The following is a 13,708-nucleotide window of genomic DNA, read 5'->3' on the forward strand; positions in this document are numbered from 1 at the left end:
GCCGATTAATTGGTGCATCCTCCTATCGTGTTATTTGAACAAGTCAGGATAAACAGTCTTTGCTGCGAGTTCCACAGCTTCCCCGATCCTTGGTCCAGGACGTGACATGACATTTTCATCAAGCAAATGGACGTCATCGTTCTTCACAGCATCGATATCTTCCCAGCCCTTACGCGATTTAATTTCACCAACGGCATCATCTGCATACGTGGCGGTGGTGATGATGGATTTAGGGTTCCTTTTGACGACTTCTTCATCGGATACTTTAACCCAGCCTTTTTGGTCATCAAAGATGTTTTTTATGCCGGCAGAGTCAAGGATTTCATTTTGGAAGGTCTCCGATCCTGTTGTATAGATTTCCGGAGCAGGACTAACTTCAAAGTATGTTTGTTCCTTTTCATCTAAAGTTTTCACTTTTTCTTCGACACTTGTAATTTGGGATTTGATATCTTTCACTAATTCATCCCCTTTTTCGGCAACACCCATCACTTTAGCGATCTGCCCGATATCACCATATACATCATCGAAATTAGCCGCAGATTTAATGAGGAATACAGGGATGCCGGCATCTTCGAGGGGTTTCAGTGCCGTTTCATCACCAATGCTATAAGCTATGATGGCATCAGGTTTCAAGGCAATGATTTTTTCTGCATTGATATTAACAGAGTCTGAAACATGTTCGATATCCTTCGCTTCCTCTGGGTAATTATCGAAGTCTGTCACGCCAACGACTTTATCACCTTGTTCAAGGGCAAATAAAATTTCCGTATTGCTTGGCTGAAGTGAAACGACCTTTTCCGGTATTTTCTCGAATTTTATTTTCTTGCCAGTATCATCCGTAACGGTATAGTCTTTGATTTCTTCGCCCTTTTTAGTATCTTTATTATCCTTTGAGGATTGATCATCGTTCACTCCGCATCCGGTAAGCAAAAGCGTAAGCATCAGCATGGAAATCCAACTGAATCGTAGGGTTCTCTTCATTATTTATTCCTCCGTTTTCTTTTTCATTGTTTTGGTCGGGTATGATTTACTCATAAAAGGAATCTCCTCGATCCCCTGTTGCTTATTGACGTAGACTGCCATCACGAAAAATACATTTGCAAGCAAGTGAGCATAATCAAAAAGAATTCCCGGAATTTCCTTTTCCAGACTTACCTTGTGTAAAGCTCGCACGGACTTTTTGGCTTCACTGCGGCAAGTATGCAAAGTACATGCTGCGGTTGATCCTTGTGGGAGGACGAATGTTTCGATTCGATCCTTCACTTCGGCGACATACCGGTCGTAGATTGCACTTAAACGGTCGAGGTCATCGCCGGTAATGGCTAATTTCCCACGGACTGAACCATTTAAATGGTAAGCCATGGGCAACAATTCCATTAAGTCATGGTATACATCGGGGACATCCTCAGTAAGCGAGGCGGCCAAGCCGATTTGTGTCGTCAATGAGTCTGTACGGATTTCAAAATCGACGGTCGATACGGACTCACGCATGTATGGGTAGCATAAAAAACGAAAGTCTTTCTTTGCCATAAATCTTCCTCCTTTTACGTTTTGGGTGAATGACCTCCGTATTGCTTTTCCCAGCAAGACAAATAGCCGACCAAGGGTTTCGGTCGGCTTCGGGCATCTATGTATCTGTAGTAGAAAAAAGATGGGAGAGCCGTACAATCTCCCATCTTCCGAAGAGCATAATACGATGAAAAAAGGCAGGTCTCCTGGCTTGTGCGTCATTTTACTCTAAGAACCTTCCCATTTGGGTTAAATGGACGGTAATCAGCGTGCGATTCATCCTCAAATAGTGGTATGCTTCTTATTTCATTAGCACTTACAGTTGCGGAAACAGCTTCGGTTTTAAACCGAATTCCCTATTAAGCTGACAATGCAGCACCTTTTTCTGCAAGGTTCATATTCACTTAGCAACAGTTTACCATACCTTTTTCAATAGACTGCATTAATATTTTTAGACAAATTCGTTTATGGTTTACCGAATATCTAGTAAACTTACAATGTAAGGGTTAATTGGAGCTTAATGTAAAAAAATGATATAAAAAAGGTATGAAATAATAGTGATACTGTGAATCCCGGGAGGTAGAGAATGATTTATAAGCAGGTCAATCAAAAACTGGAAATGGTTCTGGGGAATGTCGAAAAGGTGATTATCGGAAAACGGGATATAGCAGAACTAAGTATCGTGGCACTCCTTTCCGGTGGACATGTCTTATTGGAGGATGTTCCGGGCGTGGGGAAGACAGTCATGGTAAGGGCACTGGCAAAATCTATAGGTGCAAGCTTTAAGAGAATTCAATTCACACCTGATTTACTTCCTTCTGATGTTACTGGTGTTTCGATTTTCAATCCTAAGGAACAAGAATTCATTTTTAGGCCAGGTCCGATAATGGGACATATTATTTTAGCCGATGAAATTAACCGGACTTCGCCGAAAACTCAGTCTGCATTGCTTGAAGCCATGGAAGAGGCAAGTGTGACGATTGATGGTGTCACAAGGGGATTGGAGAAGCCGTTCTTCGTAATGGCGACACAAAATCCGATCGAGTACGAGGGAACATATCCGCTTCCGGAGGCTCAATTGGATAGATTCCTATTAAAAATGAAAATGGGCTATCCAGGTGTGGAAGAAGAGATAGAGGTTCTTAATAGAGCTCAATACACGGTACCGCTTGATGAGCTGGAATCCGTCATCACATTGGATGAATTGATAGAATTACAGGCTGATGTAAAAGCTGTGATAGTGGATGACACAATAAAACGATATATTGTTGAATTGGCGAATCGAACACGTACGCATGAAGGGGTCTATTTAGGTGTAAGCCCGCGTGGATCGATAGCATTGATGAAGGCAGCCCAGGCTTACGCGCTGATCCAGGGCAGGGACTATGTTCTGCCGGACGATGTTCAATATTTAGTTCCATTCGTATTTTCCCACCGGCTTATTTTGAAACCTGAAGCGAATTATGATGGCTTCGATGCTGGAATGGTGATACATGAAGTTGTGGCGACAACACAGGTGCCAGTGAAGCGGGCTATGACCTGATGCGCAAATTCATCAACATTTTAAGGGGAAATATGAGTGTGTTCGGACTTGTATTACTCATGACCGTTTCCTTTTGCTATGCAATGTTTCAAGGCGGTTTTGTCAGTTGGTTCATTTTTTATTCATTTTTGCCGTTTTCTGTGTACGCTTTGATTCTGCTGTTTTATCCGCTGCAGGATTTGACCGTTGAGAGAAAGGTCAATAAAAGGGAATGCCAGGCCGGCGAATCTGTTGAAATAGCATTGACGTTTACCCGTAAAAACCGGCTGCCTCTATTATTTATGGTGGTAGAGGAGGAATTGCCTCAGCGGCTGGAAGATAGGGGGGTCCAAAGGAAAATAATTATCTTCCCGGGATTCAGGCGTACCTTCAACATGTCATATACCTTGGAAAACATGGAGCGTGGAGAGCATTCCTTTCAATTGATCCGCTTTTGGATTGGGGACTTTTTCGGGTTAGTTGAAAAGGAAGCGATATATAGTTCACCTCTGAAAATAACTGTTTTTCCTCGTTATCATGAGCTTGCCTACAGTGATCTTGATCGAGTGTTCAATCAGGGGGCAGTGGTTTCATCGAAGAAAACACAACGGGAACATTCAGTGGTCTCCGGAGTAAGGGAGTATCAGCCAGGCGATCAAATATCATGGATTAATTGGAAGGCGACGGCCAGAACGAGTGAAATCATGACGAAGGAATTCGAAATGCAGAAAAACCGGGATGTATTCATCATGCTTGATGAAAAGCCGTCTGATTTATTCGAAGAATCCATTGTAATGGCGGCTTCTCTTGCCCATGCCATGTTAAAGAAAGGCATGGAAATTGGGTATGTGAGTATGGGATCGAGGTTGATCATACCGGCAGCGGCAGGCAATAATCAGAAACGAAAGATTTTTTACAGACTTGTTAAAGAAGAGCCGGGTGTTGTAAACGCATTGAACGAAAATGTCAAGAAGGGCATTATTCCGGCAAACGCTGCTGTGATATTCATCGTTTCAGACTTAACCTTAGAAAAGGTGGACATATTGAGTGCTTTCCGGCCTAATCAGGGATTAATGTTATGTGTTAAGAAACAGGCAGATCTTACTGATGAGGAAAGGTTGTCAAGTTCTACTGCTGTTTCGAGGGGGATAAAGGTTAGCTTTTTTGAGCATGGCCAAATAAAGTTTGATAGACCAGGGGTGATGGCAAAATGAATGTCACTACCGAAAAGCTGGAAAGGTTCATGCATGTCCTAATGTATGTATTTGGTCTGGTGTTGATTACTGAATGGTTAAGGCCTGTCGATAAACTCACCGATACAGGTAATATCATCATTTTCATCTTATTTTTGGTCTATTCCCTGCTACTGCATTATTTCCGCATACATTGGTCAATCCGATTCATTCTCATTAGTGCTTATATAATGATTTCATTACAGTTCCTCCATTCAAAAGACGCTTTATTTCAATTGTCATGGCTGAAAGGATTTCTAGCGGATTTTAAGGGCAATCTTGGTTTTATATATGATGGGAATTGGGAGTTGATCACAAATCCATTTCGAACGTTTTTATTCTTTGTCCTTCTTTGGCTTGTAACATATTTGATCCATTACTGGGTGATGGTGAGGCAAAGCATCTTTTTCTTTTTTATGTTAACGGTGATTTTCATATCTGTACTCGACACATTCACACCTTATGTGGGGGATATGGCAATGATTAGAATAATCATCATCGGGTTCTTGATGCTGGGCCTGCTTTCCCTGCTGCGACTGACGATACAGGAGAGGATTAAGATTCCAATGGCTTCCATCAATAAGTGGATCTTGATGCTGGCCGGCATGATATTGGTAAGTGTCCTTGTTGGCTTTGCTGCACCTAAGCTTTCTCCGCAGTGGCCGGACCCGGTGCCTTATATTACTTCTTATTCTGATAAGGCGGGGAAAGAAGAAGGTGGTTCGAAGCGTAAAAGTGTCGGATATGATGAAGACGATTCGGAACTTGGAGGTTCGATAGAGCCGGATAGTTCCATCGTTTTTTATAATAATGCTCCTGCAGGACATTACTGGAAAGTCGAGAACAAGGATATTTATACCGGTAAAGGGTGGGCTTCCATAATGGAAACGGACTTTCACACTTTTTCCAACGGGCAGGATATGGCATTTTTAGGTATTTACGACGTTCCTGAAGTGGTGAGGACAGAAGAAATGACGGCAAAAGTGTCCATGACGGAATCATATTCCCATATCCTTCATCCGCAGTCCGGGTATTTAAAAAAGGTTGAGGCCAAAAACGGGATGGATTTCAAATATTATCAGGGTATGGACAAAGTGATTTCCGAACAGGGTAATGGCGAACGAATGTCCCTGAAAGAGTATGAGCTTTTCTATGATATGCCGAGTTTTGATATAGCTGAGTTAAGGAAGGTAACGGATCCTGACGAATCGATGGATTTAATAATGGAAAAAAACACTCAGCTTCCAGAGGGATTGTCAAACCGGATATATGAATTGGCATCCCGGCTTACAAGGAATGAAACGAATTGGTACGATAAGGCAAAAGCCATTGAGGATTATTTTGACGGACCTGAATTCATTTATTCTAAGGACGATATTCCGTATCCGGAGAGCAATCAAGATTATGTCGATCAATTTTTATTCGAGACACAGATAGGGTATTGCGATAATTTTTCAAGTGCAATGGTCGTTTTGCTAAGAGCCGCCAATATACCTGCAAGGTGGGTAAAGGGTTATACGGAAGGGGAAAAATCAATCCTTGAGGGCGAATCCGTTTATAAGGTGACCAATAATAATGCACATTCCTGGGTCGAGGTTTATTTTGCAGGGATAGGCTGGGTTCCCTTCGAGCCGACAAAGGGTTTCGATGGGGAAGTTGAATTTTACGATTCGGAATTGAAACAGGAAGTGAAGAACCCTGAAGAAACCCCAACTAATGAAGAGCAAACAAAGAAAGTGAACAGGGAACTTCATGATACACCCGATAGGGAAACTCGATCATCCGTGAAAACTGGTATTGGGAACATGGAAAGGTTCTTAAAATGGACTGCCATCACACTGTCAGGTGTATTGATACTCGCTTCTATTGGTTATTTCTTCAGAAGGAAGTGGATTCCTCATCTGCAGATTCTTCGTTATAGAAAGAAAACCGGTGCTCATTTCCCGGCAGCCTATTTAATATTATTGAAACAATTAAAAAGAGCTGGGTTGGTTCGTCCGGAGGGGCAAACTTTAAGGGAGTACGCCGCCTATGTGGATGCAGTGTACGATACGGCTGAAATGAGTGAATTGACGGCTAAATATGAGTTAATGATATATCGGGGAGACGTGGAAGTTGGCAAATGGAAACACTTTCAAAAGGGTTGGGAAAGCTTAATGAGAAAAACTAGCTCTTGACCAGGTTTTTATTATATTGATACAATAACAAAAACTAACTTAAACTAATATATCCTTCATATATCCTCGATAATATGGATCGAAAGTTTCTACCGAATCACCGTAAATGATTTGACTATGAAGGCGGATTTTAACAGGAAAGCTGAAAATCTGCCTTCGTCTATACTTTTTCCGTATTTTTGAGGGTGGATTTTTAGTTTTTCTTTTTTTATGATAATATTTTTTATAAGAAATTATCACTCGATTTTATGAGTGAATTACATTGATAGAGGTGACGTTTGTGCCGGGGAAAACAGAATTGCAAAAAAACCAGGAAATGATCGTAGTACTTGATTTCGGAAGCCAATATAATCAATTGATCACTCGTCGTATCCGCGAATTTGGTGTGTACAGTGAGCTTCATCCTCATACAATTACTGTAGAAGAAATCGAGAAAATGAACCCAACGGGAATCATTTTTTCAGGGGGTCCGAACAGTGTTTATGATGCAAATGCATTTGGTTGTGATGAACGCATATTCGAAATGGGCCTTCCGATTTTCGGTATTTGTTATGGCATGCAGCTTATGACTAAACATTTTGGCGGTAAGGTAGAGCCAGCGAAAAACCGTGAATACGGAAAAGCGACACTTGCCATCCAAAATGAGTCCAAGTTATTCAGCGACCTGCCAAAAGAACAAATCGTCTGGATGAGCCATGGTGATTTAGTTGTGGAAACGCCTGAAGGTTTCCAAATTGATGGGACGAACCCGTCTTGCCCAATTTCGGCTATGAGTGACGAGTCACGTAAATTGTATGCCGTTCAATTCCATCCAGAAGTCCGTCATTCCGTATACGGTAATGACATTTTGAAAAATTTCGTATTCGGCGTTTGTGGCTGTAAAGGTGACTGGTCAATGGAGAACTTCATTGAAATAGAGATGGAGAAAATCCGCCAAACGGTCGGAGATAAAAAAGTGTTATGCGCATTGAGCGGCGGTGTGGATTCATCCGTGGTTGCTGTATTGATCCATAAAGCGATTGGCGATCAGCTGACATGTATTTTCGTTGATCATGGATTACTTCGTAAAGGGGAAGCCGAAGGTGTAATGGAAACATTCCGTGAAGGCTTCAATATGAACGTAATCAAGGTTGATGCAAAAGAACGTTTCCTATCGAAACTTGCTGGCGTTTCAGATCCGGAACAAAAACGGAAAATCATCGGTAACGAGTTCATCTACGTATTCGATGACGAAGCAACGAAGCTCGAAGGAATTGATTTCCTTGCACAGGGTACACTTTACACAGACATTATCGAGAGTGGTACGGCCACTGCACAAACAATTAAATCGCATCACAACGTTGGCGGTCTGCCAGAAGATATGCAATTTAAATTGATTGAGCCATTGAACACTCTATTCAAGGATGAAGTGCGCGCACTTGGAAGTGAAATGGGCATTCCGGATGAAATCGTTTGGCGTCAACCATTCCCGGGCCCAGGTTTAGGTATTCGTGTATTAGGCGAAATTTCAGATGAAAAACTTGAAATCGTTCGTGAATCTGACCATATCTTACGTGAAGAAATTAAAAAGAATGGTTTGGAACGTGAAATTTGGCAGTACTTTACGGTGCTTCCTAACATTCGAAGCGTTGGGGTTATGGGCGACGCGCGTACGTATGATTATACAATCGGAATCCGTGCTGTTACATCCATTGACGGAATGACGTCCGATTGGGCGAGAATCCCATGGGATGTACTTGAAATCATCTCAACGAGAATCGTTAATGAAGTAAACCATGTAAACCGCGTCGTGTATGACATTACGTCTAAGCCGCCTGCGACTATCGAGTGGGAATAGACGATTAAAATCATCCAATCAGTGAAGGGATTAACCTTCACTGATTTTTTTGGTTAAAATAATTTTTGAATATGTAGATTACTTACATTTCCCGTATGTTGGCGAATATATAGCCATAATAAGTAAGGGATATATAGTAAAAAGCGAACATTGCCTAAAATTACATAAAAAATATTCGTTTGATATATTGACGATTATTTTAGTGATTGGTACACTATACCTATAATAATAAAAAAACATAATTGTCGTATAATATTGGGGATATGGCCCAAAAGTTTCTACCAAGCTGCCGTGAACGGCTTGACTACGATGTGTATGGATTGGCGAGTATGGATATACCGCCACTTCTTTACATGACCGCAGTCAAGCCCCGTTCGAAAGTGAATGGGGCATTTTCTGTTGGCTTATGATTTTATGATAGGGGAGACTTATAATGAAAAATTATTTTCGGTTTAACGAGCTGGGAACTAATTATCGCCGTGAAATACTTGGCGGACTGACTACGTTCCTTTCAATGGCATATATCCTGGTTGTTAACCCTGTGATGCTGACTTTACAAAGCATCGAGGACTATCCGGATGAATTGAGAATGGACTACGGAGCGGTTTTTGCAGCTACCGCCTTAGCAGCTGCAATTGGCTCGATATTGATGGGGCTTATAGCTAGGTATCCAATCTCGCTTGCCCCAGGCATGGGATTGAATGCTTTCTTTGCTTTCACCGTTGTGCTTGGTTTTGGGATTCCTTGGCAGACGGCTTTATCAGGGGTGTTGATTTCAGGTATAATCTTCGTTTTGCTTTCCCTATCGGGAATACGTGAGAAAATCATTAATGCAATTCCGGTCGAATTGAAATACGCAGTTGGAGCCGGTATCGGTTTGTTCATTACCTTTGTAGGGTTTCAAAATGCTGGAATCATCACGAATGATGACAGCGTACTTGTCGGACTGGGCGACTTGACATCAGGAAATACTTTATTGGCTGTGTTCGGAATTGTCGTAACCGTCATTTTGATGACGAGAGGCGTTAAAAGCGGCGTGTTCATAGGAATGGTCATTACGGCCATTGCAGGAATGATCTTTGGACAAGTTCCAGTGCCGGAGAAAATAATCGGTGCCGTTCCAAGCATAGCGCCAACATTCGGGGTTGCTTTCGATGCCTTCGGAAATCCCGGTGATCTTTTCACTGGTCAAATGTTAATCGTGATATTGACCTTCTTGTTCGTAGCTTTCTTTGATACAGCCGGTACGTTAGTGGCTGTTGCGCAACAAGCTGGACTAATGAAGGATAATGTACTTCCTAGGGTGGGAAAAGGATTGCTTGCTGATTCATTATCCATCGTTTCAGGTGCAATTCTTGGTACATCCACAACGACATCATATGTAGAGTCTACATCAGGTGTTGCTGCTGGTGCTCGAAGCGGTTTTGCGGCTGTAGTGACAGGTTTACTGTTTGTCCTATCCCTTTTCTTCTTCCCGCTTCTTTCAGTGGTGACATCTGCGGTGACTGCGCCTGCATTGGTTATAGTCGGAGTGTTAATGGCATCATCACTTAAAAATATTGACTGGCAGAAGTTCGAAATTGCGGTTCCGGCCTTCTTTACGGTCATCATGATGCCTATGACATATTCAATTGCGACAGGTATAGCTTGCGGATTCATTTTCTATCCAATTACAATGTCGATGAAAGGAAGAGCTAAAGAAGTTCACCCAATCATGTGGGGTCTTGGAGTCGTCTTCCTGCTATATTTCATTTTCTTGAAGTGATAATGCAAGTAAGTAAGGAGAGTCCCGATTTCGGGGCTCTTCTTTCTTGTTGTAAGAGAAAGCTCATATCGTGTATAGTAAAAAGACTAAGTACTAAGTACTTTATCCTGTATGGGGCATAGGGATGACTTTGAGAAAAAAAGAGGGAGAAAAATGAATGGCTTTATCGTTGAAAAGGTTTTGAACAATAACGTGGTGATTGCCACGCATCCGTCGTATGGAGAAGTCGTTTCTATTGGAAAGGGCTTAGGTTTCAACCGAAAGAAGGGCGAAGAGTTAAGTCCGGAACTTGCGGAGAAAACGTTTGTCCTGAAAAATGTTAAGGAACAGGAAAGTTACAAAAAACTTTTGCCGCAGATCGATCAAAATCTTCAAGCTGCCATTATAGAATCCATTCATCTCATTAACGATCGAGTAACTGGGAAACTCAATGAACATATACATGTCGGTTTAACTGATCATTTATTGTTCGCCCTTCAGCGTGTTTCACAAGGAATGACTATCAAAAACCCATTCTTGAAAGAAACGATTACCCTTTATCCTTTTGAACATGATATTGCTGTTGATGTAATCGAATTAATTCAAGATAAGACAGGCATAGGCCTGCCCCAAGGGGAAATTGGTTTTATTACGCTTCATATTCATAGTGCAATATCAAATAAAGACTTATCTGAAGTCAATCAGCATTCGCAGTTAATCTATCATCTTATCCAAGTCGTTGAAGAACAGCTCGACGTAAAAATTAATAAGGATAGCATAGACTATTCACGTTTGGTCCGTCATTTAAGATTCATGATAGACAGGGTGTTGGCTGGGGAAAAAGTTGAGGAACCCGAAAAAATAGCAATGCTATTGAAAGAAGAATATCCTCTGTGTTACAATATCTCTTGGAAGCTAATAAAAATTATGCAGCAGAAATTAGGCAAACCGGTTTGTGATGCGGAAGCTGTCTATCTAACGATGCATATCCAACGATTACAAAAGAAAATAAAATAAAAGTACATTAACTTACGTGTTACTGATTCGATCAGGCATAAGTGAGGAGAATGATTGTTATGAAAGAGGGTATTATATACCTGAATTTTCATTTCAATCCTATCTTTGCTTATGCCTTTTTTGTATTTGAATTCTGAAGCGTGGGAAGATGAATGCCATCGTTTAATGTAACCGTTTTATTAGCATGGAAAAACAGTAAAGAGGAGGAAAACCTATGTTTAAAAAGTTGTTTGGCGTTTTGCAAAAAATCGGAAAAGCTTTGATGCTTCCTGTAGCCATTTTACCGGCGGCCGGAATTTTGCTTGCGTTTGGTAATGCATTGCAAAACGAAACTTTGTTGGATATCGCCCCGTTTCTTGCGAGTGGCGGAGTGGAGATGGTTGCATCGGTAATGGAGAATGCCGGAAATATTATTTTTGGGAATCTTCCCTTATTGTTTGCTGTTGGGGTCGCAATTGGGTTAGCAGGCGGAGAGGGTGTTGCCGGCCTGGCTGCGATTATCGGGTTCTTGATCATGAATGTAACGATGGGAACTGTTCTTGGGATTGACGCTGCCGACATTGAGAACAATGGTGCGGTGTATAGCAATGTCCTGGGGATCCCGACGTTGGGAACGGGCGTGTTCGGCGGTATTATTGTCGGTGTCATGGCTGCTGTTATGTATAATAAATTTTATGAAATTGAACTGCCTTCTTATTTAGGATTCTTTGCAGGTAAACGTTTTGTACCCATTGTAACAGCCGCAAGCGCAGTTATTCTTGGGTTGTTGATGATTTTGGTTTGGCCGACGATTCAATCGGGGTTAAATTCATTTTCCGAAAACATGTTGGGTGCTAACCTGACTCTGGGAGCTTTCGTGTTTGGGGTTGTAGAACGTGCGTTGATTCCTTTTGGATTACATCATATCTTCTATTCGCCATTCTGGTTTGAATTTGGCAGCTATATCCCTCAAGGCGGGGGAACTCCAGTCAGAGGAGACCAAGCCATCTTCATGGCACAAATTAAAGATGGTGTACAGAATTTAACGGCAGGTACCTTCATGACCGGTAAGTATCCATTCATGATGTTCGGGTTACCAGCTGCGGCTTTGGCCATTTATCATGAAGCAAGACCGGAAAGAAAGAAAATAGTCGGGGGCTTGATGGCTTCTGCGGCACTTACATCTTTCTTGACGGGGATTACAGAGCCACTTGAATTTGCATTCTTATTTGTTGCACCGGTACTTTTCGGAATCCACTGTCTGTTTGCTGGTCTATCATTCATGACCATGCATTTACTGGACGTGAAAATCGGGATGACGTTTTCAGGTGGGTTGATCGATTACGTACTGTTCGGTTTAATTAATCCGCAAACCAATGCATGGATCGTTATTCCGGTTGGTTTGGTCTTTGCGGTTATCTATTACTTTGGATTCCGATTTGCGATAAGGAAGTTTAACCTTAAAACTCCTGGCCGTGAAGTGGAAGAGGATGAGGAAGCGGAAGGATCTGCAAGTACAGCAGGAAGTCTTCCTGGAGATATCTTGGATGCTATGGGCGGAAAAGAAAATATTTCTCACTTGGATGCATGCATTACCCGTCTTCGTGTATCAGTCAATGACATCGGTAGCGTTGATAAAAATAGGTTGAAGAAACTTGGTGCTGCTGGAGTTCTGGAAGTGGGTAATAACATCCAGGCAATCTTCGGACCGCGTTCAGAAACTATCAAGGGGCAAATGAAAGATATCATCGATGGAAAAAGGCCTCGTAAAGTAGAAGCGTCTCCTGAAGTAGGCGTGGAAAAACAAATTGAGGATGTCGTCCCGAAACCTTTACGGACGGATGAAGCTTCCGAACATTTTGTTTCTCCTATTAAAGGGGAATTAAAACCGATCACGGAAGTGCCCGATGCAGTATTTGCTGAGAAAATGATGGGTGATGGATTTGCAATTGTACCGGAGGAGGGGTTGGTTGTTTCTCCTGTAGATGGTACTATCGTTAACCTATTCCCGACTAAACATGCAATAGGTATCGTTTCCGAAGCGGGACGTGAAATCTTGATACATGTCGGGATCGATACAGTTAAGTTAGAAGGCAAAGGTTTCGAAGCACTTGTTGCTCAAGGAGATAAAGTGACAAGCGGACAGCCGCTGCTTAAAGTTGATATAGAGTATGTCAAAAACAATGCAAGCTCTATCATAACGCCAATCGTCTTTACTAACCTTTCCGAAGGAGAAAGTGTGAAGATTGAAAAGGCCGGAAATGTAGATAGGGAAGAAGCGGACGTAATTTTCATCAATAAATAATCATTAAAAACAGGAGGGCAGCGATAATCAGCTGCCCTCCTGTTTTTGATAATTCATTAGCAGGGTCCTGCTTCTATAGAAAGAAAGTAGTATAAATATAGAAGAAGGTGGGGTCATGAAAAAAAAGAAGGGAATTTTAAAAGATTAAATTGACTTATCTATATGCAAGTGCTAATATATTAAATACACCGCTTGAGACAAAAAAGATAAACAAGTAAATGATAATTTGTTGTTGACTTTATGTTTGAAAGGTGTTAAACTAATCAAGTCGCTAAAGAAGCGATGGGAAATATTGCTCTTTGAAAACTGAACAAAACAAAGCGCCAACGTTAAATTTTAAGTGAGCACACACTATCAAAAAAGCAAATGAGCAAGTCAAACATTTC

General features: G+C 41.7%; 9 protein-coding genes and 3 riboswitches. Of the genes, 7 read left to right on the forward strand and 2 right to left on the reverse strand.

All coding sequences use genetic code 11. From position 1 onward, the window contains the following. Positions 1 to 30: 30 nt before the first annotated feature. Positions 31 to 981: an ABC transporter substrate-binding protein gene (locus BW986_RS26700; RefSeq protein ID WP_076372515.1), complete on the reverse strand. Its 951-nt coding sequence runs from the start codon at positions 979 to 981 to the stop codon at positions 31 to 33. Between the two features lie 3 nt (positions 982 to 984). Continuing rightward, entirely contained in the window at positions 985 to 1,530 is a 546-nt protein-coding gene (locus tag BW986_RS26705) for a hypothetical protein (RefSeq protein WP_076372517.1), read from the reverse strand. Positions 1,531 to 1,688: 158 nt separating this feature from the next. After that, positions 1,689 to 1,907: riboswitch (cobalamin riboswitch) on the reverse strand. A gap of 188 nt (positions 1,908 to 2,095) precedes the next feature. On the opposite strand from BW986_RS26705, the gene BW986_RS26710 reads away from it, so the two are divergent. From BW986_RS26710 to ptsG, 7 genes are all read left to right on the forward strand, one after another. Further along, the gene (locus BW986_RS26710; RefSeq protein ID WP_076372519.1) at positions 2,096 to 3,052 is read left to right on the forward strand and encodes an AAA family ATPase; all 957 of its coding nucleotides are present in this window, start codon (positions 2,096 to 2,098) and stop codon (positions 3,050 to 3,052) included. Positions 3,053 to 3,090: 38 nt separating this feature from the next. Further along, on the forward strand, positions 3,091 to 4,245 hold the full coding sequence (locus BW986_RS26715; RefSeq protein ID WP_179086179.1) for a DUF58 domain-containing protein: 1,155 nt from the start codon (positions 3,091 to 3,093) through the stop codon (positions 4,243 to 4,245). Further along, complete coding sequence (locus BW986_RS26720; RefSeq protein WP_076372523.1) at positions 4,242 to 6,440, forward strand: DUF4129 domain-containing transglutaminase family protein; 2,199 nt, start codon at positions 4,242 to 4,244, stop codon at positions 6,438 to 6,440. The genes BW986_RS26715 and BW986_RS26720 overlap by 4 nt, the downstream gene beginning before the upstream one ends. Positions 6,441 to 6,476: 36 nt before the next feature. After that, a riboswitch (purine riboswitch) is annotated at positions 6,477 to 6,578 on the forward strand. A 142-nt stretch (positions 6,579 to 6,720) separates the two neighbouring features. After that, positions 6,721 to 8,277, forward strand: a complete 1,557-nt coding sequence (gene guaA / locus BW986_RS26725; protein ID WP_076372525.1) for a glutamine-hydrolyzing GMP synthase — start codon at positions 6,721 to 6,723, stop codon at positions 8,275 to 8,277. Between the two features lie 225 nt (positions 8,278 to 8,502). Further along, positions 8,503 to 8,604: riboswitch (purine riboswitch) on the forward strand. Positions 8,605 to 8,710: 106 nt separating this feature from the next. Next, on the forward strand, positions 8,711 to 10,042 hold the full coding sequence (locus BW986_RS26730; RefSeq protein ID WP_063235528.1) for an NCS2 family permease: 1,332 nt from the start codon (positions 8,711 to 8,713) through the stop codon (positions 10,040 to 10,042). Between the two features lie 153 nt (positions 10,043 to 10,195). Next, positions 10,196 to 11,038 carry a glucose PTS transporter transcription antiterminator GlcT gene (glcT, locus tag BW986_RS26735; RefSeq protein ID WP_076372527.1) on the forward strand — a complete coding sequence of 281 codons (843 nt, stop codon included), beginning with the start codon at positions 10,196 to 10,198 and terminating at the stop codon, positions 11,036 to 11,038. 214 nt (positions 11,039 to 11,252) lie between these two features. Beyond that, on the forward strand, positions 11,253 to 13,322 hold the full coding sequence (ptsG, locus tag BW986_RS26740; protein WP_076372529.1) for a glucose-specific PTS transporter subunit IIBC: 2,070 nt from the start codon (positions 11,253 to 11,255) through the stop codon (positions 13,320 to 13,322). Positions 13,323 to 13,708 lie beyond the last annotated feature (386 nt).

This window comes from Peribacillus simplex (genome assembly GCF_900156045.1).
GTDB classification, from domain to species: domain Bacteria; phylum Bacillota; class Bacilli; order Bacillales; family DSM-1321; genus Peribacillus; species Peribacillus simplex_D.